Genomic DNA, 23,505 nt, shown 5'->3' on the forward strand with positions numbered 1-23,505 from the left:
ATGTCAGCGTTGTGACTAGGCTTTGCCCGCTGGCATCGCCTTCAGGCTCTTTGCCCTTGCCGGTAATGGGCTTTGCACTATGGTGCACTGCACGATAAAACCCTTTCCGCTCAATGTTTTCACCCCGGCCACCCGGCTATTCATTTTGATTAACAGTACCTTAGTGTTAATGGTTAACCCTGCTTTACAAGCTGGCGGGCGAACCGTTAGTGTCAGGCAACGCGGTGCTTTCCCATACTTGGTACTGCTCTTGCCACCCTGGATGCCAGTTGATTTTTCCTGCGCCAGCGGTGCAGCTCAGGCTGACGTGCAAAGCAGGCAATGCCGACTCCCTGCCCGCACCCGACTTCCGCGCTGCGTGACCCCGGCCCGGAACACCCTGCCGTATTGACCGGATCGTCAGACGGTATATGGTTGGTGACTGTCGCAATTGTGTAAAAGTATTGCGCAAAATCAACATTCATGGTTTTAATATAATTCAAACGCTCGTTCGAAAAAGCCTCGCACGGGCGTTCGCTATCTTTTGGGTTTTGTTTTTTGTCATTTCACATTGCAGGAGAATTTGACCATGCAGATCGCTATTCCGGCCGAAAGGCTGGCTGGTGAAAAACGCGTGGCCGCGACACCGGAAACGGTGAAAAAGCTGATCGCCATGGGTCACACCGTGGTGGTGGAGCAGGGAGCCGGGCAGTTTGCCGCTGCTCCCGACGCGGCTTATGCAGAACTGGGTGCCAGCATTGCGGCCAATCGGGCCGAGGCGCTGGCGCAGGCCGACATCGTGCTCAGCGTGCGTGCGCTGGACGAAGCCGGCATTGCCGAGCTGAAACCGGGTGCGGTGCTGATCGGCCAGCTGGCCCCGTATCAGAACACCACCTTCCCGCAACTGGCTGCGCGCAAGGTCTCGGCCTTTGCCATGGAACTGCTGCCGCGTACCACGCGGGCGCAGAGCATGGACGTGCTGTCCAGCCAGAACAATATCGCCGGTTACAAGGCGGTGCTGCTGGCCACCCATTACTATCCGCGCTTCATGCCCATGCTGATGACCGCAGCCGGCACGGTGAAGCCGGCCAAGGTGCTGATCATGGGTGTGGGTGTGGCTGGTCTGCAGGCCATTGCCACGGCCAAGCGCTTGGGTGCGGTGGTGGAAGCCACCGACGTACGGCCTTCCACCAAGGAGCAGGTGGAATCGCTGGGCGGCAAGTTCATCGAAGTACCGATGACCGATGAAGAAAAAGCAGCCAGTGATGGCGTGTACGCCAGGGAAATGTCGGACGACTACAAGCGTCGTCAGGCCGAACTGGTGAGCAAGCACGCCCGTGCGGCCGACATCATCATCACCACCGCGCTGATTCCGGGCAAGAAGGCCCCGACGCTGATCAGCGCCGACATCGTGGCCGCAATGAAGCCGGGTTCGGTCATCATCGACATCGCCGCCGAAGCCGGTGGCAACTGTGAACGCACCCAGCCGGGCGAGGTGGTGGTCACTGACAACCACGTCACCGTGGTGGGCCAGTTCAACCTGCCGGGCGAACTGGCGGCAGATGCCTCCAGCCTGTATGCCAAAAACCTGCTGACTTTCCTGTCGCTGATGCTGAGCAAGGAAGGTTTCACCCTCAATCTGGAAGACGACCTGCTGGCGGCCACCCTGGTGACCCACGACGGCCAGGTGCGTTTCCCGGCGGCCAACTAAGGAGAACAAGATGGTCGATCCCTTTATCGCCAGCCTTACCGTCTTCGTGCTGGCCGTGTTTGTCGGCTACCACGTGGTGTGGAATGTCACCCCGGCGCTGCATACCCCGCTGATGGCCGTCACCAATGCCATTTCCGGCATCATCATCGTCGGTGCCATGCTGCAGGTGGTGGACATCAATGGTTCCGAAATCACCCTCACCTCGGTGCTGGGTACCATCGGCATCTTCCTGGCCAGTATCAACATCTTCGGCGGCTTCATGGTCACCCAGCGCATGCTGGACATGTTCAAGAAGAAGAAAAAGTAAGGAAGAACCATGGCTAATATTTCTGCAGTACTTTATCTGGTGGCGGCCGTGCTGTTCATCCTGGCGCTCAAGGGCTTGTCCAGCCCGGTGACAGCGCTGCGCGGCAACAAGTTCGGCATCATCGGCATGCTGATTGCCGTGGTCACCACCTTCATGATCATGGACAAGCCGGTGCTGGGGCTGATTGCTGGCGCCATTGTCGCCGGTGCCGTGATTGGTGGCTGGAAGGCCAGAACGGTGGAGATGACCGGCATGCCGGAACTGGTGGCTGCCATGCACTCGCTGGTGGGCCTGTCGGCGGTGCTGATCGCCGTGGCTGCCATCTTCCATAGCGGTGTGGAACACACTGGCGTACAGAAGGTGGAGCTGTTCATCGGTGCCTTTATCGGTGCCATCACCTTTACCGCCTCGGTCATTGCCTACGGCAAGCTGTCTGGCCGCTTTGGCTCCAAGGCCGTCAGCTTCAATGGTCAGCATCTGCTGAACCTGCTGCTGGCGCTGTCCATGGTCGGCTTCGGCGTGGCCTACTTCGTGACGGATAGCCACGCTGCCTTCCTCGCCATGGTGGCGATTGCACTGGTACTGGGCGTGACGCTGATCATCCCCATCGGCGGCGCTGACATGCCGGTGGTGGTGTCCATGCTCAACTCCTACTCCGGCTGGGCGGCAGCGGGTATCGGCTTCACGCTGAACAACCCGGTGCTGATCATTGCCGGTGCCTGCGTGGGTTCGTCCGGTGCCATTCTGTCCTACATCATGTGCAAGGCGATGAACCGTTCCATCGTATCGGTGCTGCTGGGCGGCTTTGGTGCGGAGTCGGGTGGTGCTGGCCCGGCTGGTGATGCCGGTCCGAAGAACTACAAGTCCGGTTCGGCAGAAGATGCAGCCTTCCTGATGAGCAATGCTGACAGTGTGGTGATCGTGCCCGGTTATGGCCTGGCGGTATCCCGTGCCCAGCATGCCTTGCAGGAGTTTGCCGAGTTGCTGCACGAGAAGGGCGTCACCGTACGCTATGCCATCCACCCGGTGGCGGGCCGCATGCCGGGCCACATGAACGTGCTGCTGGCCGAAGCCGAAGTGCCCTACGAGCAGGTACTGGAGATGGAGGAGATCAACTCCGACTTCAACAATACCGACGTGGTGCTGGTGATTGGTGCCAACGACGTGGTCAACCCGGCGGCACAGAAGGACAAGGCCAGCCCCATCTATGGCATGCCGATTCTGGAAGCCCACAAGGCACGTACCGTGATCGTGGTGAAGCGTTCGATGAGCGTCGGCTATGCCGGCCTCGACAACGAGCTGTTCTACATGGACAAGACCATGATGGTGTTTGGCGACGCCAAGAAAGTGGTGGAAGACCTGGTGAAGGGCGTGGTGCACTAAGCCACTGCCGCTTGTCACAACGAAAACCCTGCCGCGCCGGCAGGGTTTTTTCTTGCCCGCCGCGCAGGCTTGGCGGCAGGCGCAGCCATCCTTAGGATGGGTTGACTGTAGTCGCTATATGGAACTCATGGCTTGTTCCGGCCTCTTAAATATTAGCGTTATTTAATTTTGGAGATGAATATGCACTGGAAAACCACCGCCATTATCGCCGCTCTGTTGTCTGCTCCTGTTGTTGCCCAGCCCAATCTGGTGGGCAGTGAATGGCAGCTGGTATCACCCAAAGTGGCCGAACCGCTGCCCACGCTGTCGTTTCAGGCCAAGGGCATCAGTGGTTTTGCCGGCTGTAACCGCTTTACCGGCCATACCAATGCCGAAGGCAAGCTGATGGTGGCCACCACGCGCATGATGTGTCCGCCCGCCATGATGCAGACCGAACAGGCGTATATCGGATTCCTGTCGCAGCCCTTCCAGATCAAGACTGATGGCAAGGCGCAGCAACTGGTGCTGACGAGTAGCGCAGGCGAATATCGCTTTGTGCGCAAGCAGGACAAGGTGGCAGGCCATCCCGCAGCAGCCACGGCCCCGGCGCAGCGGCCGCAGTATCTGTATGTCAGCAGCCAGCGTAAAAACTGCAGTGCTGGCGCGGGGCAGATGCAATGCCTGCAGGTCCGCAGCAGCGAAAACCAGCCCTGGCAGTTGTTCTACGGTGAGATCGAGGGTTTTACACCGCAGCCCGATACCGCCTACTACCTGAAGCTGCGCTATGAAACCGTGCAGAACCCGCCAGCGGATGCATCCGCCGTGCGGACCATCCTGGACCGCGTGGTGTTCAGCGAAACCATCAGCCGCAGCGTGCAATGAGCACGGGCCGCTCAGTCAGGAGTCAGCGCATGAGACATTTCTGGTTACCGGTACTGGTATTAGGTTGGCTGACCGGCTGTGCCAGCGCGCCGCCGGCCACGCCCGCCGACAAGCCGCAGGGCTGGCAGGCACCGCGTGATCTGGCCAGTCTGGAAGGACGCTGGCAGCAGGTGGATGCCGGCAAGGATCAGCCCTACCGGCTGGAATTCGCCGCCGGCCGGGTGCATGCCTCAGCCGGTTGCAACGGTCTGGGCGGTGTGGTGAGCCTGGAGCAGGGCTTGCTCAAGACCGGGGCGATGATGTCGACCCTGATGGCTTGCCCGCCGCCGCTGGATGAGCGTGAGCGTAGCCTGAGCCAGTTGCTGTCGGCACAGCCACGGCTGGTGGTGCAGGGCAATCGGCTGCAATTGCAGGCGGGTACGGATCGGCTGGAATTCCAGCGCGAGGACAGTCACGGCGGCAGTTGAGTACCGCACAGAAAATGAAAAAGCCCGCGTTTTTTAAGCGCGGGCTTTTTGCTGTGTGGCCAGGCTTCAGTCGCCTTTGGCCAGTGCCAGCTCCAGGCTGCGGTGGTAATGCTGCGCGGCCTGTTCTTCCTTGCCGGTGGCCTCGAACAGCCGGGCCAGCTCTGCATTGGCACACAGCGTGGCGCTGATGGAGTTGCTGGCTTCCAGATAGCTTTGCGCCTTACCCCACAGCTGCTGGTTCATCGCCAGACGGCCCAGCGCCAGCAACAGCATGTGGTCGCGTGGACGGCTCTTGAGCCAGCCTTCTGCATCGCGCATCAGTTCCAGCCGCTTTTCCGGCGACAGGCGCTCGGCCAGCTGGCCCAGCTCGCGTGCCAGTTCCGGCGTGGCCTGTTCTTCGTCGGCCAGCGCCTCGCCCAGCAAGGTGGCGGCATAGTCGAAGTCTTCCAGCGCAATCAGCCGGCTGACGATTTCGCTGACCAGTACCGGATTGCGCCGTTCGGCGTCCGGGATGCGGCGCAGCCAGTCGCGCACTTCGCGGCCACCGACAAAGCCGGTCAGCTGCTGGCTGTAGGCGGCCAGACGGTAACGGCGGGCCTGTGCCGGTTCCAGCGCTTCGGCCTTGAGCAGCTTTTCGGTCAGTGCCAGTACCGCTTCCGGCTGGCGTTGCAGCAGGCGGACTTTCAACTCCAGGCGCAGGGCATTGGTGAGATTGGGCGACAGGGCGCGGGCACGTTCGATGGCGGCCAGTGCGCCCAGCGCGTCCTTGGCTTCCAGCTTCAGTTCGGCATCCAGCATGTGGCGCGCCAGCTGCAGGCGTTCCGGCAGGGCATCCAGCTGTTGCAGATAGCTGTCACGCTTGTCCAGATCGCCGGTGGCACCCGCAGAGCGGGCGGCCAGCAACAGGGCAAGGGCACGGTTTTCCGGCGCATATTCGTCGGCCATGGCCTTGAGCGCTTCGCGCTCGGCTTTCTGGAAACGGCCTTCAAAAAAGGCGATACCGGCTTCACGCAGGGCGTGACGGGCGGCTTTCAGCTTTTTCTGACGCTGGAAACGGCGCACTTCGGTGGGCAGGCCGGCGGTGATGCTGATGATGCGCATCACCACGTAAGCCAGCGCAATCAGGGCCACGATGCCCAGTAGCAGCAGGTTGAACGACACCTCCATGCGGTAGGGCGGCAAAAACAGGATGGCGTAGCCGGTATTGAGGGTGGAGGCCAGCCCCACCAGCACGGCCAGGGCGAACAGCCCGGTAATCCAGATGACAAATTTCACCGGTCAGTCTCCCTTGTTGCCCTGAGCATCACGTACCGCTTTCAGGCTGGCATTGAGGTCGGGCAGGGTTACGGACAGTGGCGCACCTTTCAGTTCCAGCAAGGTGGACAGCCACTGGCGAGTGGCCGGCGCGTCATTGTCGAAGTAGCGCAGCACATAGGACTGGGCGGCGCTGACATCGGCATCGAAGGTGGTGCCGTCACGCTGGATCAGTGCCAGGCGGGCATCCAGCAGGCGCATTTTCAGGTTTTCCCGCAGGAAGAAGGACTGCTCAGGCGACAGCAGCAGCGCTTCGGGCTTGTCCATGCGGCGGATGTGCACCAGCTCGCCCAGGCTCTGGCTGATGTCGGCCACCAGGCGTTCCCAGAAGGGGGCGCTGGCCGGCAGCGGCTTGGCAGCACGCTTGTCTTGCAGGCGATGCGCATCCACCACCAGCGGCAGGCTGTCGCCGGACAGCATCAGCCGGTCCAGCTTGACGGTGAGGCCGACGGTGTCCAGATAGGGCAGGGCCTTGAGCTTTTCCAGATCAGTGGCCACGGCTTTTTTCACCGCGATCAGCTGCGGCTGGTCGAATTTGGACAGGCGGGCGTCCACCATCTGCAGGGCGGAAATGGCGGCGGGGACGTTGCCGGCCAGTTGCAGCTGCTGGCTGGCAATGGCCAGGGTGTGTTCCACCTCGGACAGCAGCCAGTCGCTGCGGGTTTTGGTCAGCTCCTGGTACATGCCGTTCAGCGTGGCGTACTGGCCAGCGGATTCGTTGACGCGGGTTTCCAGTACCGCCAGCTTGGCGTCGGTGGCGCGGGCGGCGGTCAGTGCCTGCTCGGTCATGCCACGCAATTCCTTGGAGGCGCCATTACCTTCAGCCAGCCGGCCAGCCAGTTCCTGGCGGGCGGCAGCCAGCTCCTGCTGGGTGCTGTACAGCTGCCAGCCGGACAGGCCGAGGGCAGCCAGCGCCACCAGCAGGGCCAGGTTCAGCTGTTTTTTGCGGGACGGACGGGGGGTGTCGACAGTCTGGGTTTCGCTCATGGGTGACGGGAGAACCATTCTCTGAGGCCGGCGACGAGCGCATCGTCATCGGCCCGGGTTGTCACGATGCGTGTCGCGCCCAGAGCCTGCAATCGTTCGGCAATGCGCGGGTGCGGCACACAATACAAAAGGCATTGTAACGTCCCGGCTCTTGCCGGACCAGCCAGTCTGAACAATTGCTCGGCCATTTCACTGGATGTGATCACCATGGCGTCCGGCGGGCCATCATCCAGCAGGCTCCAGTCAGGTGCGCCATCCACCCGCTGGTAGACCTCGGCCAGCGTCACCGTGGCACCGCGCTGGCGCAGGGTATCGGCCAGCAGGGCACGGCCGCCCTGGCCACGCACGATCAGCCAGTGCTGGCCGGCGACATCAGCCAGCTGCGGCAGGGCCAGCAGGGCTTCGCTGTCGCTGCCTGCCGTGGGAAACAGGATGTCCTGCCCGCTGAGCGTGGCCAGGCGGCGGGCGCTGGCCTGGCCGACACAGGCTAGCTGTGCCTTGAGTGGCTGTGCCTGCAGCGTAGGCCAGGCCATGTCGATGGCGCTGGGGCTGACAAAAAACAGCCAGTCGGCCTGCGCGGCCTGCTGCGGCAGCTGGGCCAGCGCTTCCGGCTGCGGCTGGATATCCATCACCGGAAAGGCCTGCCCCTGCCAGCCGGCAGCGGCCAATAGTTGCAGCAAGCGGCCGCTTTGCGCGGCCGGTCTGGCCACCAGAATGCGGCGGCCAGCAGTTGTCATTGCTGGTCTTTCAGTACGGCGTCGATCAGCGGCTTGGCGCCATCATCCAGCAGGCGTTTGGCCACGGCACGGCCCAGCGATTCGGCATACTGGCGCGGGGCGCTGGCGGCTGCGGTGAGCATGACCGAGCCATCCGGATGCGCCACAAAGCCGCCCAGGCTGATGACGTCGTCGCTGAGGGTGGCAAACGCGCCCAGCGGCACCTGGCAGCTGCCGCCCAGTTCACGCGCCAGTGCGCGCTCGGCGCTGACACAGGCGTGGGTGTCCGGGTGGTTCAGCGGCTGCAGCAGGGCCAGCATGTCGGCGCGGTCGGCACGGATTTCAATGCCCAGCGCACCCTGGCCTGCAGCCGGCAGGCTTTCCGACGGGGCGAGTTCTGACCGGATACGGTCGTGCAGCTCCAGGCGCTTGAGGCCGGCTGCCGCCAGAATGATGGCGTCGTACTCGCCTTCGTCCAGCTTGCGCAGGCGGGTTTGCACATTGCCGCGCAAGGGCTTGATCACCAGTTGCGGGTAGCGCGCGCGCAGCTGCGATTCGCGGCGCAGGCTGGAGGTGCCCACCACGCTGCCGGCCGGCAGCTCGGCCAGGCTGGCAAACTTGTTGGAAACAAAGGCATCGCGCGGGTCTTCGCGTTCGCAGATGGCGGCCAGGGCAAAGCCTTCCGGCAGCACCATGGGCACATCCTTGATGGAGTGTACGGCCAGATCGGCACGGCCTTCGGCCAGCGCCACTTCCAGCTCTTTCACGAACAGGCCCTTGCCGCCGATCTTGGACAGGGTCTTGTCCAGGATCTGGTCGCCCTGGGTGGTCATGCCGAGGATTTCGACAGTAAGGTGCGGATACAGCGCTTGCAGGCGGGCCTGAATGTGTTCTGCCTGCCACATGGCGAGCCGGCTTTCGCGGCTGGCGATGACGATCTTGTCCATGAATTGCATTCCTGACGATGAATTTTCGTCCGATTCTAGCATGCAGGCATGGCAACGCCCGGAGTCGGATCAAGGAAAACCAATTGGCCGGGTGGTGGTGGGCAAGGGTCAACCCCCGTTGCTGTTGTGCACAAAATGTGCGAAAAAAATCAGGAAAATTCGGTAATGAACACACTACAGCGGCAATGCTGCCTATGATGTTTGTTCGCCAGTCTGCTGAAGCCAGGTTGCAACCTGTCTTGAGAAGATTGCCATCCCATTCATACACAAGGCCGTCATCACGGTTCCGGTGCCATATGCACCGCAAGCGGACAAGCCGGCCAGACGATTCGACAAAGGAAACTGGACATGACGGAGCTGGACAAGGATCTTCCCCTACGTGCCGACCTGGCGCGGCTGGACCGCCTGTTGGGCGAGGTATTGCATGCCCAGGAAGGCCCCGAGGTGTATCAGGAGGTCAAGGCCATTGCCGCGCGCACGCCGGAACAGCGCGCGCTGCCCTTGCCGGCCAGCTTGTCGCCCAAGGCCACCACCGCACTGGTGCGCGCCTGTGGCCTGTATGCGCAGCTGTTCAATATCGCGGAAGACCTGCACCACACCCGTCGTCGTCGTGCGCACCAGATTGCCGGCTCGCGTCCGCAGCAGGGCAGCCTGAACCGGGCGCTGGCGCGGCTGAAGGAAGACGGCGTCAGCTTTGCCCAGCTGTCGGCAACGCTGCAGGATGCCTATGTCGGCGCCATCCTCACCGCCCATCCCACCGAGGTACAGCGCCAGAGCGTGCTGGACGGCCACCGTGCTGTGCGCAAATTCCTCAGCCAGCTGGGTTCGCCTGACATCACTCCCGAAGAAGAAACCGAGCTGGACGGCAAGCTCAAGCGGGTGATCCTGTCCATGTGGCAAACCTCGGAAATCCGCCACTTCAAATTGTCGGTGGAAGATGAAATCAAGAACGGTGTGGCCTACCACCCGATGACTTTCTTCTCCGCCCTGCCACGGCTGTATCAGCGTCTGGGCAAGGAAGTCGAGGCGGCCTGGGGCCAGGTTCCGGCCCTGCCGCCGTTTATCCGTGTTGGCAGCTGGATTGGTGGCGACCGCGATGGCAACCCCAATGTCAACGCCTCGGTCTTGCGCCACGCCTTCACCCTGCAAGCCACCCAGGCTTTCGAACAATATCTGGCCGAACTGGCATCCCTGTACCGCGAGCTGTCGCTGTCCGAGCGCCATGTCGCCGTCAGCCCGGCCTTGCAGGCGCTGTCGGACCAGACGCCGGACAACAAAGAAAGCCGCGAGCAGGAACCCTACCGCCGCGCCTTGGCCACCATCGAAGCCCGCCTGCTGGGCAAGGCGGCCGAATTGGGGCTGGCGGTACGTGGCCGCTGGCCGGTGGGTGAGCCCTATCACGATATCTCGGCGTTTCAGGCCGACCTCGCCACCGTGGCTGATTCGCTTATCGCCCATGGCAGCGACTTGCTGGCCGATGGCCGCCTGGCGCGCCTGCGTCGTGCGGTAGAGGTGTTCGGCTTCTTCCTGATGCCGGTGGACCTGCGCCAGTTTGCCGGCATGCACGAGGCAGTGGTGAGCGAGCTGTTTTCCAGTGCAGGGCTGGAGCATTACCCGGCACTGGACGAGGCGGCGCGCATCCGCGTGCTGCTGCGCGAACTGTCCACCCCGCGGCTGTTGTATTCACCGTATCTGAGTTACAGCGCCGACACCGAAAAAGAGCTGGCCATCTTCCGCGAAGCGGCGCTGATCCAGCAGCAATTCGGCAAGGAAGCCATCAGCCAGAGTATCATTTCCAATTGCGCCACCGTCAGCGACATCCTGTCGCTGGCGCTGATCCTGAAGGAAACCGGCTTGATCCGGCTGGAAAACGGCATGCCGGTGTCCACCATCAATGTGGTGCCGCTGTTCGAAACCATTGCCGACCTGGTGGCCGCCACCGACATCATGGACACGCTGTTTGCCCTGCCGTGGTACCAGTTGCTGCTGAAGAGCCGTGGCATGATGCAGGAAGTGATGCTGGGCTATTCCGACAGCAACAAGGACGGTGGTTATCTCACCAGCCAGTGGGAGTTGTACAAGGCCGAGCAGCGTCTGGTGCATAGCTTCGACAAGGCGGGCGTCAAGCTGCGCCTGTTCCACGGCCGTGGCGGCTCGGTAGGGCGTGGCGGTGGCCCGTCCTTCGAGGCCATCATGGCGCAGCCGGCTGGCAGCGTGGCCGGGCGCATCCGTATTACCGAGCAGGGCGAGGTGATTGCCTCCAAGTATTCCGATCCGGACATCGGCACCCGCAATCTGGAAGCGCTGGTGGCGGCCACACTGGAAGCCAGCCTCACCACTCACCCCAGCTGCGAAGCGGATGGCGAAGTATTCGACGAGCTGTCCGAAGCCGCGTTCAAGGCCTATCGCCAGCTGGTGGAAACCGAAGGCTTCATGCAGTACTTCCTGGAAGCCACGCCGATCAATGCCATTGCCAAGCTGAATATCGGCAGCCGCCCGGCCTCGCGCAAGAGCCTTGCCTCCATCAAGGACCTGCGCGCCATTCCCTGGGTATTCTCCTGGTCGCAGTCGCGGGTGATGCTGCCGGGCTGGTTCGGTTTCGGCTCGGCCGTCGCCGGCTTCATCGCCCGCCATGGCGACGCCGGGCTGGCAAGGCTGCAGGGCCTGTACCGCACCTCGCCCTTCTTCCAGGTGATTCTGTCCAATATGGAACAGGTGCTGGCCAAGGCCGACCTGGGCATCGCCCGCCGCTTTGCCGGCCTGGTTGCCGACCGGGCGCTGGCCGAGCAGCTGTTTGGCCAGATTGAGGCCGAATGGCAGAAAACCCACGACGCCTTCTTCGCCATCAGCGGCCAGAGCAGCCTGTTGCAGCAAAACCCCACCCTGCATCGCAGCCTGGAAACCCGTCTGCCCTATCTGGATGCGCTCAACCTGCTGCAGGCTGATCTGTTGCAGCGCCTGCGCGAAAACCCGGACGATGCCGAAGCGTTGTACGCCATCCACCTCACCATCAACGGTACTTCTGCAGGCCTGCGTAACAGCGGTTGAGCTGTCGTTTCGGTAGAAAATGACAAAACCGCCACTCTCGCGTGGCGGTTTTTCTTTGGCGGGGCACTGACATCTGCAGATCGTTATGACCGGCGGAGCTTGGCGACGGGCTGCTGCATTTTCTTTTTTTACATACCGAAAATGTATGCCCTGGCCCTTATCCCATCCCTAGCCGGGGCGAATTTTCCTTTTTGCCCAGCGGCCGGCGTCAGCTGCTTGTGCAACTGATCCGGCGACACCCATTCTGGGGGAAAGTTGTCCGCCCGATGACGACTCCTGTCTGGTTGTGCTGGCTGCATACTGCGGCGCGACCCATATTGTTCCACTGCCTCCGTCACAGGAAGGAGCAAGTAATGACCGCCCCTGTCGATTTGCCCCCCGCTAATGAGCCGCAAACGTCTCGTCGCCTTTTCCTCAAACAGCTGGCCGCTGCCTCCGGCAGCCTGCCGCTGGCGGGTGGCAGTGCCGCTGCCCTGCTGCTGCCAGGGCAGGATGCCCTTGCCGCCAACTCGGCCAGCGCCAGCCCACCAATCAATACGGTCTATGGCTATGCCAGTTTCAGCCCGGATGAAGCGGCGTTTGTCGAAGCGCTGGTCAACCTGATGTGCCCGGCCGACCCTCTCACGCCCAATGGCGTGGATTGTGGCTTGGCCATTTATATCGACCGCCAGCTGGCTGGTAGTTTTGGCCAGGGTGCCAAGCGTTATATGGCTGGCCCTTTCCTGCAGGGGGCGCCGCAGAGTGGCCCACAACTGCCACTGACGCCGGAGCAATATTTCAAGGCAGGCGTAGCAGAGGCCGACCGTGCAGCCCTGCGCTTGCATGGCCAATTATTCGACGCGCTTGCTCCGGCCCAGGCCGATGCCTTCTTGCAGCGCCTGGCTGGCGGTGCGGTGGATGGGGAGCAGCTGGCACTGGACCACTGGTTTAACGATCTGGTGTATCCGCTGTTCACCGAGGCCTGTTTTGCCGATCCACTCTACGGCGGCAATGTCGGCATGGTGTTCTGGAAAATGATTGGCTATCCCGGCCTGCCCGCCACGCATGCGCTGGATGTGGTGAATTATCTGGGCAAACCCTATCCGGGACGTGCCACGCCCAAATCGATTGCAGATTTCAGCTAAGGAGGCCGGCATGAAAACACGTGCAAGCAAGACGGTGGTGATTGTCGGCGGTGGTCTTACGGCGGGGCTGATTGCCCGCCAGTTGACGGCCAAGGGCTGCGAGGTACTGGTGCTGGAGCGCGGTGGGGATCACCGCAAGGGCCCGGAATCCAGCCTGCCCAACCAGCGTGACGAGCTGCGCTGGGCGGTGCGCCAGGGGCTGATGCAGGACTGGTCGCGCGAAACTTACACGCTGCGCCATCAGTCCGGCCAGACTGCCTTGCCGGTGCGCTGGATGGAGTCCTTCCTGCCGGGCCAGGGGCTGGGTGGGGCTGGCAACCACTGGAATGGCCACCTGTATCGCTGGGCAGAATATGACCCGCAACTGCGCAGCCACACTATCCAGCGTTATGGCAAGCAGGCCATTCCGGCCGACATGCCGTTGCAGGACTGGGGGGTGAGCTACGCCGAGATGGAGCCCTACCACGATCTGTTCGAGCGCTTGTTTGGTCTGTCTGGGAAGGCGGGTAACATCAAGGGCCAAAAACAGGAGGGTGGCAACCCATTTGAAGCAGCGCGGCGAGGTGAGTACCCGCAAGCACCTTTGCATATTCTGGAGTCGGGCCAGGTATTCAAAACCGCCTGCGAAAAACTGGGCTATCACCCGTTTCCGCAAGCCGCGGCCAACTCTTCCGGTGCGTATACCAATCCGGATGGGCAGAAACTGGGGCAGTGCCAGTACTGCGGTCATTGCGAGCGTTTCATCTGCGAAGCCAATGCCAAGGGTTCGCCACAGGTGCTGCTCTATCCCATGCTGCGCCAGCGCAAGAGTTTCGAAGTCCGACTCAATACCCAGGTACTCGGGCTGCGTTACGACAGTCACGGCAAGCGGGCCACGGCCGTGCATTGTCTGGATTTGCTCACCGGGGAGGAGTACGAACAGCCGGCCGAGGTAGTGGTGCTGGCGGCCTTTACCATGAGCAATACCCAGTTGCTGCTGCACAGCAAGATCGGCAAGCCTTACGACCCGGTCAGCAACAGCGGTGTGGTGGGCAAGAATTTCTGCTATCAGGTGAACGCCGGGGTGGATCTGTTCTTCAAGGACAAATGGTTCAATCCCTACCTGGCCAGCGGCAGCACCCAGATGGTGATCGACGATTTCAACAACGATAACTTCGACCACACCGGGCTGGGCTTTCTGGGTGGTGCCACCATTCAGGGCTGGCAGTTTGGCGGCCGGCCAATCAAGAGCCGACGCGTGCCTGATGGCACACCACGCTGGGGGACTGCCTGGAAACAGGCCAATGCCGACTGGTATGCCCACTCCATGTCGCTGGGCATCGAGGGCAGCTGCTACCCCAATCGTGGCAATTACCTCAGCCTGGACCCCACCTATCGTGATGTATTCGGCCGGCCGCTGGTGCGCATGACCTTCGACTTCCGCGACAACGAGCAAAAAATGGCCCGTTTCGTCAGTGGCAAGATGATGGAGATTGCCAACGCCTGCGGTGCCGACCAAGTGGGCAGGTTGCAGCCGCTGATTACGCCGTTTGACAGCCGTCTCTACCAGACCACCCATATCGTGGGCGGCACCATCATGGGCGAGTCAGCGCATAACAGCGTGGTGTCACCCCATCTGCAGCACTGGGATGCCCATAACCTGTTTGTCGTGGGCGCATCGGTCTATCCACACAACTCCGGCTACAACCCTACCGGCCCGCTGGCGGCACTGGCCCTGCGTCTGGGTGACGATCTGCTGCGTTATCTGCAACGCCCTGGTCGCTTGTAATGTCATCGGGCTGCCCGCAGGGCGCAGCCCTTGTCCACAGAAGGAGATTCCAATGCGTACCATTTTGTTGGCGACTGGCCTGCTATTGCTTTCCTTGCCCGTCTTTGCCGATAGCCCGGCTACTGCACCGGCTGCCTTTGCGCAGTGCGCCGCCTGTCACAGCGTGAACGGTAGCAATGGTGTCGGCCCCAGCCTGAAAGGGATTATCGGACGCAAGGTCGGTAGCTCCCCGGGCTTTCGTTACAGCCGCGCCATGAAAACCCTGGGCAAGAGTTGGGACAAGGCCTTGTTGTCCGCCTATCTGGCCAATCCGCAGCAAGCAGTACCCGGCAATGTGATGCCGTTTGCCGGCGTGCCGGATGCCGGCCAGCGTGCCGCCATTGTCAATTATCTGGCAACACTGCAATGAGATGGGTCCGTCAGATTACTGACGGACCCTTAATTTATTTACGCCCAACCCAGCTATTGAAACGCTGTTCCAGCGATTCGCCATGGTCGATCCAGAAGCGGTAATCCAACGCCAGCGCCGTGCGCTGGTTTTGTGGGGCACTGGGCAGGTCGGCCAGTGCCGCCGGTGATAGCTGGGTCAGCGCCTTGTTATTGGTGGGGCCGTAGGCAATCTGCTCGGCAAACCGTTTCTGCTGGCTGGAACGGCTGGCGAGGCTGATAAAACGCAGTGCAGCTGCCTTGTTAGACGAGCCTTTGGGAATGGCCCAGTAATCCATTTCGTAGATGTTGTTGAGCCACACCGCTCGCAAATTGCGTCCTTCCTTGCGGGCATTGCTAATGCGTCCGTTATAGGCCGTGCTCATCACCACATCACCCGCCAACAGATACTGGGCGGGCTGGGCTCCAGCTTCCCACCATTGGATGAATGGTTTGATCTGGTCCAGTTTTTTGAAGGCGCGCTCGACGCCGGCAGCAGAGGATAGCGTCTGGTAGACCTTGTCTGGGCTGACACCGTCCGCCATCAGGGCAATTTCCAGCGTGTATTGCGCGCCACGGCGCATGGCACGCTTGCCGGGAAAACGCTTGGTATCCCAGAAGTCCTGCCAGTGTCGCGGTGCGGTTTTCAGTTTGTCGGCGTTATAGGCCAGCAGGGTGGAGGAGATGAACATGCCCATGGCACAGGGCTGCATGGTTTCCGGTAGAAAATCGGCTTTATTGCCAAACAGCTTGCTGTCCAGGCGCTCGAATAAGCCCTCATCACAGCCTCGGCCTTGTAGGGTTGCATCCACTTCCACCACATCCCAGCTGACATTGCGGCTATCCACCATGGCCTTGATCTTGGCCGCTTCGCCATTCCAGGTGCTTGGGATGACGCGCAAGGATGTTTCCTGCTGGAAGGGTTGGTAATAGGCCGTGACTTGTGCGTCCTTATTGGTGCCGCCGTAGGACACGACAACCAGATCGCGGGCAAGAGCGGGCAGACTGCACAGGGCGAGTAGGCTGGCTAGCACGCGGCGGTGGTAAATACTCAACATGACATCTCCTCCTGTTATGTCCGGCAACTTCCCTTGACGGATGCCGGTGTTGTGTGTTCCAGGAGTTTATGTCTTATTAAAAAAATATAAAATAAATTTTAGTATGTATAAAAATCAGTAGCCAGGTGGTGTAATCACCCAGATGACGATGGTGTCGCTGGTGCCGGGGTTGCGATAGCTGTGTGCTTCCTGGCTGGAAAAGGCAAAGCTATCGCCTGTCTCCAGATGGAACTGGCGTGCGCCAACCTGCAACTCCAGCGAACCTTTCAGGACAAAACCGGCTTCCTCGCCTTGGTGGCTGTAACTTTCCTCGCTGGAGGCTCCGGGAGGAATCAGGCTGTGGATCATTTCCAGCTGACGCTGGCTCCGCGGGGTCAGCAGGTGATCGACAAAACCGTGTTGGTAATCGAGCCGCAGCCTTTGCTTATGCCGGACTACATAATCTTTTTCTTCGGCGATCAGGGTTTCGGGCCCGTGGAAAAACCACTGTACGGTTACGCCCAGGCTGCGGGACAGGCTAAGCAGGGCATTGATGGAGGGTTGGGTGCGATTGCGTTCGATCAGGCTGATATGGCCGATGGAAAGCCCGCTACTTTCTGCCAGATTGGCCAGGGTTAAGCCTTGACGTTTACGCAACTCACGGATGCGCTGGCCAAGCTGCAAGGTGTTGTCATCAGTCGGGGTAGAGGCGGAGTGGTTCACGATGGATTTATCAGGCAAGAGTAGCTGTCAGAATAGCCATTAAAAAAATTTGCAAATTATTTTAATTTAAGCAAAATTAAAATACGCGTTGCTCAGGATGCATGCATGTTGCCATGCCTGGCGGCGCAAGCCCAGCGCGAAATCCGTGCTGCTCGGCCTACCTTGCCCGGAGACACCATGCCCAGCCAGTTTCCCCAACTCTTGTCACCCTTGCGCATTGGCAGTGTCACCTTGCGCAACCGCATTGTCTCCACCGGTCACGATACCGTGCTGCCGGTTGACTGCCAGGTCAGCCCGGCATTGATTGCCTATCATCAGGCGCGGGCACGGGGCGGTGTCGGCCTGATCGTGCTGCAGGTGTCCGGTGTGCATGAGAGTGCGCGCTATACCTCGCACGCGCTGATGGCCACCGACGATGGCTGCATTGCCGGCTATCGGGCACTGGCCACGGCGGTGCAGGCCGAGGGGGCAAGGGTGTTTGCCCAGCTGTTTCATCCCGGCAGTGAAATCATGGAAACCGCCGACGGCATGCAGGCGGTGGCCTATTCTGCTTCACGCTGTGCCAGCGAGCGCTTTCATGTGGTGGCGCGGGCGCTGACCACGGCGCAAATCGCTGAAATCGTGGCGGGCTATGCCGCGGCCGCGCGGCGTATTCGCGCGGCCGGCGTGGATGGTGTCGAGATCGTGGCCAGCCATGGTTATCTGCCGGCGCAGTTTCTCAATCCCCGGCTCAACCAGCGCAGCGATGGCTATGGCGGTGATGCCGCAGCCCGGCTGCACTTTTTGCGCGAGGTCGTGGCGGCGATCCGCGCAGAGGTGGACGCGGACTGCGTGGTGGGCCTGCGTATTTCTGCCGGGGAGTGCGATGCCGAGGGGCTGGAGGAGAACGAGGCGCTGGCTGCCTGCGTGGCGATACAGGCCGAGCTGGATTATGTCAGCCTGGTGGCCGGCACCTCGGCCAGCCTGGGCGGGGCGGTGCATATTGCTCCGCCCATGGCCTACCCGGCCGCCTATCTGGCCGGGCAGGCGGGGCGTTTCCGTCGGCAGCTGGACATTCCCCTGGTCCTGGCCGGCCGGATCAACCAGCCGCAAGAGGCCGAGCAGTTGCTGGCCGATGGCGTGGTGGATGCCTGTGGCATGACGCGGGCGCTGATTTGCGACCCGGAGCTGCCCAATAAGGTGGTGCAAGACCAGGCGGATGCCATTCGCGCCTGTATTGGCTGTAATCAGGCATGCATCGGTCGTTTTCACCGTGGCCTGCCGATTTCCTGCATCCAGAACCCGGTGTCCGGGCGCGAGCTGCAATTTGGCGACTTGCAAGCAGCCGCGACATCCCGCCGGGTGATGGTGGTGGGCGGCGGGCCGGCCGGCATGAAGGCGGCGGTGATCGCGGCGCAGCGCGGCCATCAGGTCACGCTGTACGAGGCGGGCAGCCAGCTGGGCGGACAGGTATTGCTGGCGCAGCAATTGCCGGGGCGGGCAGAGTTCGGTGGCCTGCTGACCAATCTGCACTACGAGCTGCAACAGGCGGGTGTACAGGTGCGGCTGGGCCAGACGGTAGACCGGGCGCTGGTACAGCAGCAGGGTGCCGAGGTGCTGATCCTGGCGACCGGAGCCCGCCCTGCGCCGCCCCGGCTGGAAATCAGCGGCGGCATGCAGCTGCTGGACGGCTGGGCGCTGCTGCAGGGGGCACGCCCGGGCAGCCGCGTGGTGGTGGCGGACTGGCGTGCCGACTGGCTTGGGCCGGGGCTGGCGATCCGGTTGGCGCAGTCTGGTCATCAGGTCACGCTGGCGGTCAATGCCACCCATATGGGGCAGGCGCTGCAAATGTATGTACGCGACCAGCTGGCAGCCCAGCTGCATCGTCTGCAGGTGGCGATCATTCCCTATGCCCGGCTGTATGGCGTGGACGAGGACACCGTCTATCTGCAACATACCGCCAGCGAGGAAGCCATGCTGTGCGAGGGGGTGGACACGCTGGTGCTGTGCCAGCCCTTGCAGCCGGTGGATGCACTACGCCAGCAGCTGGACGGCCTGGCTCTGGAGATTCATGCCATTGGCGACTGTCTGGCCCCGCGTACTGCCGAAGAGGCCATTTACGAAGCCACCCGGCTGGCCTGGCAGCTCTAGCCGGGCACAGGGCTACACCAGTTGCAGGCGGCCGCCTTCGTTTTTCAGGTGCGGGATCAGTGCATCGTCCTGATGCACCGCCAGCACATTGACGCCGGCCGAATACAGCTGGTAGCCCAGCGCCTCCAGCCAGGGGCGGATCACCGTCATGTCCGACTTGATGATTTCCATGAAAATCAGTGGCCGGCAGCGGCGGATGGACTGTTCCGCCCCCTGCAACACCTGATCTTCCATGCCTTCCACGTCGATCTTGATGAAGTCGATGCGTTGCAGGCCAAGCGAATCCAGGCTGATCAGATCGATGCGGATGGTGCGGTGCTGGTAATCCAGCGTCTGGCCGATGAATTCATTGCTGGCCGACTGTTGCAACTCCACGCTGCCAAAAGAACCGGGGCGCAGGTAGTCCGGTTCGGGAATGTCGATCTGCCCGCAGCTGGCGCCCACGGCCGAGTTGAGCGCATTGACGTTCAGACAGTTGTTGAGGGCGATATTGCCGCACAGCGCGTAGTAGATTTTTTCCTGCGCCTCAAAGGCGACGACATGGCCCCAGGTATACATGAAGCGGGCCATCTCGATGGTGTGCACGCCGATATTGGCACCGCAGTCGATGGCCAGCACCCCTTCGCCACGATCACGCAGGCAACTGGCCAGCAAGGCCAGCACGAAATCCACTTCCTCCTGCTCGTAGCCGCTTTGTGTCATCAACTGGTAGCCGACGCCATAGGATTCGCCGTCGGAAGGGGCGAAGTCGTTGCGGTTGACGATCATGCTGCCGTGGTTGGTGGACAGCAGCATGAAGGGAGCGGGGCGCGGAATGTTTTTCATGGCGAAAGTCCATTGCAAGTAAGCGGGCATTATGCCGTAAGCCGCCCGCCCCCGGATATGACGTTTTAATGCCCCGGCTGTGCCTGCTCCATGCGGCGGTCCGGCACCAGCCACCACAGCGCCAGCAGGCCGTAGATGGCGGCCCCCAGCCAGCTTTGGTAGAAGGACAGCACGATGCCAGCCAGGTAGAACAAGGGCGACAGCTTGCCTTTCAGATCGCGGCCCAGTGCCTGGGTCATCACTTCACGGTTGCCCGGCACGCACAGCAGGGCGCGCTGCATCAGATACCAGGCCAGCGCGGACATCAGCAGCACCACGCCGTACAGGGCCACCGGCAGTGCGGCCATGTGGTTTTCCCCCATCCAGCCGGTGACAAAGGGCAGCAGCGACAGCCAGAACAAGAGATGCAGATTGGCCCACAGCACGCGCCCGTCCACCTGGCGCACCACATGGTAGAAGTGGTGGTGATTGTTCCAGTAGATGCCGACATAGATAAAGCTCAGCACATAGCTGAGGAAGACTGGCCACAAGGCGGTCAATGCCGCCAGGCTGGTGTCGTGCGGGACTTTCAATTCCAGCACCATGATGGTGATGATGATGGCGATCACGCCATCGCTGAAGGCTTCCAGGCGGTTTTTGCCCATGGTGGCTCCGTAGTGGTTCAGTGCAGCAGTGCAGATTGTTGCTGGCGGGACAAGGGGCGGTAGGGCAGGCGGATCAGGGTGTGGTACTGGCCGTCGGCAGCGGCCACCTGCAAGGAGGCCTCGGCGTCGTAAAACAGCTCCAGCCGTTCGCGCAGATTGTCCAGCGCCATGCGGTTGCCACGATGCGGCTCGCCCTGCCCGGCCAGCGGATTGCTGACGCTCAGCAACAGCTGGCCGCTTTTGAGCTGGGCGCGGATACGGATTTCACCGCCCTTGCCGCAGCGCTCCACGCCATGGTGCACGGCGTTTTCCACCAGCGGTTGCAAGAGCAGCGGCGGCAGGCTGGCATCCAGTGCGGCCTGGATGTCCCACACCACGTTCAGGCGCTGGCCCAGCCGTTCGCTTTCGATGGCCAGATACATCTTGGCCAGTTCGATTTCCCGTTCCAGGCTGGAGGTATGGCCGGGATCGGCCATCTGGGCGCGAAACAGGTCGGCCAGGTTTTCCAGCACCATTTCCGCTTTTTCCGGCCGCGAGCGGATCAGCGCGATGGCGGCATTCAGGCTGTTGAACAGGAAGTGCGGGCGAATGCGTGCCTGCAGTGCCGCCAGCCTGGCCTCGCCCAATGCCGGCGACAGCGCCCGCTGGCGCAGGCTGAAGTAATGCAGCAGCAGGATCGCCAGCAGGCCGGCCAATAGCGGCCGCTCCAGTCGTGGCAATTCCAGTGCGTTGAGCAGGCGATCCTGTACCAGCACACACAGCATGCACAGCGCCACCACCAGCCAGTTGCCCCGCCGCTGCCGGCCCAGCCAGGGTGACAGCAGGCCGAGCAGGCCCAGGCTCAGCAGCAGTGAGGGCTCCACCCAGCTGGCCCGGCTCAGGATGCGCCCGGTCAGCGTATCGCCATCCGGCAGGAAAACGGCGCTGCATAACAGCAGCAGATTGAGTGATAGCAGGATGCGCAGCATCACCCCCAGATTGCGAAAGTCGGGGATGGCAAAGACCGGGTGTTGTCGCGGAGGCTGGCGCATGGGGTCGGGTGCAATGGACAGGTATCTCAATGATAGCAAGCCGCTGTCCGGCACGGCGAATCAGCGCGGCGGCCTTCAGGCGGCAGCGGTTTGCAATCTGCCCGGGCGTACCGCCCACAAGCTGGCCGCCACCATCAGCAAACCGCCCAACCAGCTGCTGGCGCTCAGTGTCTCGCCCAGCCACAGCATGGCGAACAGGGCACCGAATACCGGCTCGCTGCCGGTCAACAGCGCCACCCGGGTGGCACTGCTGTGACGCAGCGCGTAGTTCATGGCAAAAAAGGCGAACAGGGTGCAGAACAAAACCAGGAACAAGATATCGCCCCAGAACGCCGCCCGGGCCGGCAGGGCAGGCAAGCCGCCGTTCAGGCTGGCCAGCAGCAGGCAGCCCAGGCAGATCAGCAGGCCTTGCAGCCCGGTCAGCGCCAGCGTGGCCACCGGCCGGTCTGCGGTCAGCTTGCGGGTAAGGCTGGTGACGGCTGCACGCAGTACGGCGGCCAGCAGGATCAGCAGATCACCCCCGTTCAGTTGCAAGTGAGTGGCCCCGCTCAGCAGCCAGGCGCCGCAGAGTGCGGCTGCCGCCGCCAGCAGCGCATCGCGGCTCGGCTGTTGCCCCAGCAACAGCCATTCGGCAAAAGGCGTCAGTACCAGGCACAGGCTGATCAGGAAGGCGGCATTGGCCGCACTGGTATGGGCGATGCCATAGGTTTCGCACAGGAAAATCGCCAGCAGGCCCAGTCCCAGCGGCAGCGCTGCGCCCAGGGTGGCGCGGCGGATGGCAGGATCAGCCAGGGCGCGCTGGGCCGGCAGCAGCAACAGGAAGCTCAGGCCAAAGCGCAGGGCCAGCACGCCCAGTACCGGATAAAACTGCAGCGCCTCCTTGGCCAGCCCATAACTGCTGCCCCATACCATGGCGACCAGTAGCAATAGCAGGTCGGGCAGGGCGGGGTAACGTTGATGCAAGGGGTGGCGGCTGGGCATGGCGGGCTTTCATTGTCGAGTCAGTACGCTCATTATCATTGCCTGGTCATGGCTTGATAATCGCTGTTGTTGGAACAGGAATTGTGCGTAATGGGAACAAATGGACTGATTGCCATGCTGCCGGACATGGCGGTGTTTGTGCTGGTGGTGGAGCGTGGCAGCTTTTCCGCGGCGGCGCGGCAGCTGGGCATGACGCCGTCGGCGCTTAGCCGGCAGGTGGCACGGCTGGAAGCGGCGCTGGGCGTGCGCTTGCTGGAGCGCACCACCCGCCAGTTGCGGCTGACCGATGCCGGGCAGGCCACGCTGGCGCGCTGTCGCAGCATGCTGGATGCTGCTGACGAAGCGGTGCAACTGGCCCAGCAACAACATGCCCGGCCGCAGGGCAGGGTGCGCATCAGTATGCCCAAGGCTTTTGGCCGTTTTGTGGTGGCACCGCTGCTGCCGGCTTTCCTGGCCAGTTATCCACAGGTGGATGTGGAGCTGTTCATCAGCGACCGCGATGTCGACCCGCTGGCCGAGGGGCTGGACCTGACCGTGCGGGTGACTGACACGCCGCCACCGGGCATGGCCGGGCGGCCCTTGCTGCCGGTGCGCCAGCTGCTGTGTGCCTCGCCGCAGTACCTGGCCACGCATGGCCGGCCAGCCCATCCACGCGATCTGGCGCAGCATCTGTGCTTGTACTTGGCCGAGCATGAGGCCGACAAGCGCTGGCAGCTGCGCCGTGGCAATGAACAGCTGACGGTGGCGGTGAGTGGCCGCTACGCCACCAATCACAGCGAACTGCGGCTGCAGGGCGTGCTGGCCCATCTGGGCATTGCACCGCTGCCGCACTTTACCACGCAGGCAGCGCTGGAGGCCGGGCAGGTGGAAACCGTGCTGGACGATTGGGAATTCACCACGGCTTATCGCGGCATGGCCTGGCTGCTGTATCCGCCCAATCGCTATCTGGCACCCAAGGTGCGCGTGCTGATTGACTATCTGGCCGAGCGCCTGGGCGCGAAAACGTCGCCATGACACGGTAATGCCACAGCCGGGCAAGACCCGACTCGCCCTGAGGGGATGCTTTCCCTATAATTGCCACTGCTGCCTTGGGGTA

At 62.2% G+C, this 23,505-nt stretch carries 21 protein-coding genes; 11 read left to right on the forward strand and 10 right to left on the reverse strand.

Going from position 1 to position 23,505, the window contains the following annotated elements; translation table 11 throughout:
• The first annotated feature begins 568 nt into the window (after positions 1-568).
• The 5 genes from FAZ30_RS05900 to FAZ30_RS05920 all read left to right on the forward strand — a co-directional run bounded on the left by FAZ30_RS05900 (position 569) and on the right by FAZ30_RS05920 (position 4,708).
• On the forward strand, positions 569-1,690 hold the full coding sequence (locus tag FAZ30_RS05900; RefSeq protein ID WP_124645318.1) for a Re/Si-specific NAD(P)(+) transhydrogenase subunit alpha: 1,122 nt from the start codon (positions 569-571) through the stop codon (positions 1,688-1,690).
• A 10-nt stretch (positions 1,691-1,700) separates the two neighbouring features.
• A complete protein-coding gene (locus FAZ30_RS05905; protein WP_045848133.1) occupies positions 1,701-1,997 on the forward strand; it encodes a proton-translocating transhydrogenase family protein in 297 nt (98 codons plus the stop codon).
• 9 nt (positions 1,998-2,006) lie between these two features.
• The gene (locus FAZ30_RS05910) at positions 2,007-3,380 is read left to right on the forward strand and encodes an NAD(P)(+) transhydrogenase (Re/Si-specific) subunit beta (RefSeq protein ID WP_137009037.1); all 1,374 of its coding nucleotides are present in this window, start codon (positions 2,007-2,009) and stop codon (positions 3,378-3,380) included.
• 180 nt (positions 3,381-3,560) lie between these two features.
• A complete protein-coding gene (locus tag FAZ30_RS05915) occupies positions 3,561-4,241 on the forward strand; it encodes an META and DUF4377 domain-containing protein (RefSeq protein ID WP_158613654.1) in 681 nt (226 codons plus the stop codon).
• A 29-nt stretch (positions 4,242-4,270) separates the two neighbouring features.
• Entirely contained in the window at positions 4,271-4,708 is a 438-nt protein-coding gene (locus FAZ30_RS05920; RefSeq protein ID WP_158613652.1) for an META domain-containing protein, read from the forward strand.
• Positions 4,709-4,774: 66 nt separating this feature from the next.
• On the opposite strand, the gene FAZ30_RS05925 is transcribed toward FAZ30_RS05920, so the two are convergent.
• The 4 genes from FAZ30_RS05925 to hemC are packed head-to-tail and all read right to left on the reverse strand — an operon-like array spanning position 4,775 to position 8,672.
• Positions 4,775-5,983: a heme biosynthesis protein HemY gene (locus tag FAZ30_RS05925; protein ID WP_124645314.1), complete on the reverse strand. Its 1,209-nt coding sequence runs from the start codon at positions 5,981-5,983 to the stop codon at positions 4,775-4,777.
• A 3-nt stretch (positions 5,984-5,986) separates the two neighbouring features.
• The gene (locus tag FAZ30_RS05930) at positions 5,987-7,009 is read right to left on the reverse strand and encodes a uroporphyrinogen-III C-methyltransferase (protein ID WP_137009040.1); all 1,023 of its coding nucleotides are present in this window, start codon (positions 7,007-7,009) and stop codon (positions 5,987-5,989) included.
• A complete protein-coding gene (locus tag FAZ30_RS05935) occupies positions 7,006-7,746 on the reverse strand; it encodes a uroporphyrinogen-III synthase (protein WP_124645312.1) in 741 nt (246 codons plus the stop codon). The genes FAZ30_RS05930 and FAZ30_RS05935 overlap by 4 nt, the downstream gene beginning before the upstream one ends.
• Positions 7,743-8,672, reverse strand: coding sequence for a hydroxymethylbilane synthase (gene hemC, locus FAZ30_RS05940; RefSeq protein WP_124645311.1), 930 nt, complete (start codon positions 8,670-8,672; stop codon positions 7,743-7,745). The genes FAZ30_RS05935 and hemC overlap by 4 nt, the downstream gene beginning before the upstream one ends.
• A 348-nt stretch (positions 8,673-9,020) precedes the next feature.
• Here hemC and ppc point away from each other — a divergent pair, with 348 nt between their 5' ends.
• From ppc to FAZ30_RS05960, 4 genes are all read left to right on the forward strand, one after another.
• The gene (ppc, locus tag FAZ30_RS05945; protein ID WP_137009041.1) at positions 9,021-11,720 is read left to right on the forward strand and encodes a phosphoenolpyruvate carboxylase; all 2,700 of its coding nucleotides are present in this window, start codon (positions 9,021-9,023) and stop codon (positions 11,718-11,720) included.
• Positions 11,721-12,073: 353 nt separating this feature from the next.
• Positions 12,074-12,844, forward strand: a complete 771-nt coding sequence (locus FAZ30_RS05950; RefSeq protein WP_137009043.1) for a gluconate 2-dehydrogenase subunit 3 family protein — start codon at positions 12,074-12,076, stop codon at positions 12,842-12,844.
• Between the two features lie 10 nt (positions 12,845-12,854).
• Positions 12,855-14,612 carry a GMC family oxidoreductase gene (locus tag FAZ30_RS05955; protein ID WP_137009045.1) on the forward strand — a complete coding sequence of 586 codons (1,758 nt, stop codon included), beginning with the start codon at positions 12,855-12,857 and terminating at the stop codon, positions 14,610-14,612.
• A 52-nt stretch (positions 14,613-14,664) separates the two neighbouring features.
• The gene (locus tag FAZ30_RS05960) at positions 14,665-15,021 is read left to right on the forward strand and encodes a c-type cytochrome (protein ID WP_124645308.1); all 357 of its coding nucleotides are present in this window, start codon (positions 14,665-14,667) and stop codon (positions 15,019-15,021) included.
• A 34-nt stretch (positions 15,022-15,055) separates the two neighbouring features.
• Here the strand turns inward: FAZ30_RS05960 and FAZ30_RS05965 are convergent, their stop codons facing one another.
• Together FAZ30_RS05965 and FAZ30_RS05970 are read right to left on the reverse strand one after the other, a co-directional pair.
• Positions 15,056-16,096 (reverse strand): ABC transporter substrate-binding protein, encoded by a 1,041-nt coding sequence (locus FAZ30_RS05965; protein ID WP_137009047.1) that lies wholly within the window; start codon positions 16,094-16,096, stop codon positions 15,056-15,058.
• 114 nt (positions 16,097-16,210) lie between these two features.
• Complete coding sequence (locus FAZ30_RS05970; RefSeq protein WP_124645306.1) at positions 16,211-16,798, reverse strand: cupin domain-containing protein; 588 nt, start codon at positions 16,796-16,798, stop codon at positions 16,211-16,213.
• A gap of 105 nt (positions 16,799-16,903) precedes the next feature.
• Between FAZ30_RS05970 and FAZ30_RS05975 the strand changes: the two genes are divergently transcribed.
• Positions 16,904-18,928: an oxidoreductase gene (locus FAZ30_RS05975; protein ID WP_233578645.1), complete on the forward strand. Its 2,025-nt coding sequence runs from the start codon at positions 16,904-16,906 to the stop codon at positions 18,926-18,928.
• A 12-nt stretch (positions 18,929-18,940) separates the two neighbouring features.
• Here FAZ30_RS05975 and FAZ30_RS05980 read toward each other — a convergent pair whose 3' ends face one another.
• The 4 genes from FAZ30_RS05980 to FAZ30_RS05995 all read right to left on the reverse strand — a co-directional run bounded on the left by FAZ30_RS05980 (position 18,941) and on the right by FAZ30_RS05995 (position 22,409).
• Positions 18,941-19,753, reverse strand: a complete 813-nt coding sequence (locus FAZ30_RS05980) for an FkbM family methyltransferase (protein WP_124645305.1) — start codon at positions 19,751-19,753, stop codon at positions 18,941-18,943.
• A gap of 65 nt (positions 19,754-19,818) precedes the next feature.
• Positions 19,819-20,397 carry a TMEM175 family protein gene (locus FAZ30_RS05985; RefSeq protein ID WP_124645304.1) on the reverse strand — a complete coding sequence of 193 codons (579 nt, stop codon included), beginning with the start codon at positions 20,395-20,397 and terminating at the stop codon, positions 19,819-19,821.
• A 17-nt stretch (positions 20,398-20,414) separates the two neighbouring features.
• Positions 20,415-21,428, reverse strand: a complete 1,014-nt coding sequence (locus tag FAZ30_RS05990) for a sensor histidine kinase (protein ID WP_205676652.1) — start codon at positions 21,426-21,428, stop codon at positions 20,415-20,417.
• A 75-nt stretch (positions 21,429-21,503) separates the two neighbouring features.
• Positions 21,504-22,409, reverse strand: coding sequence for a DMT family transporter (locus FAZ30_RS05995; protein WP_137009049.1), 906 nt, complete (start codon positions 22,407-22,409; stop codon positions 21,504-21,506).
• Positions 22,410-22,499: 90 nt separating this feature from the next.
• Here FAZ30_RS05995 and FAZ30_RS06000 point away from each other — a divergent pair, with 90 nt between their 5' ends.
• A complete protein-coding gene (locus FAZ30_RS06000) occupies positions 22,500-23,423 on the forward strand; it encodes a LysR family transcriptional regulator (protein WP_137009051.1) in 924 nt (307 codons plus the stop codon).
• Positions 23,424-23,505: the final 82 nt, after the last annotated feature.

The sequence above is a fragment of the Aquitalea aquatilis genome (genome assembly GCF_005155025.1).
Taxonomy (GTDB): domain Bacteria; phylum Pseudomonadota; class Gammaproteobacteria; order Burkholderiales; family Chromobacteriaceae; genus Aquitalea; species Aquitalea aquatilis.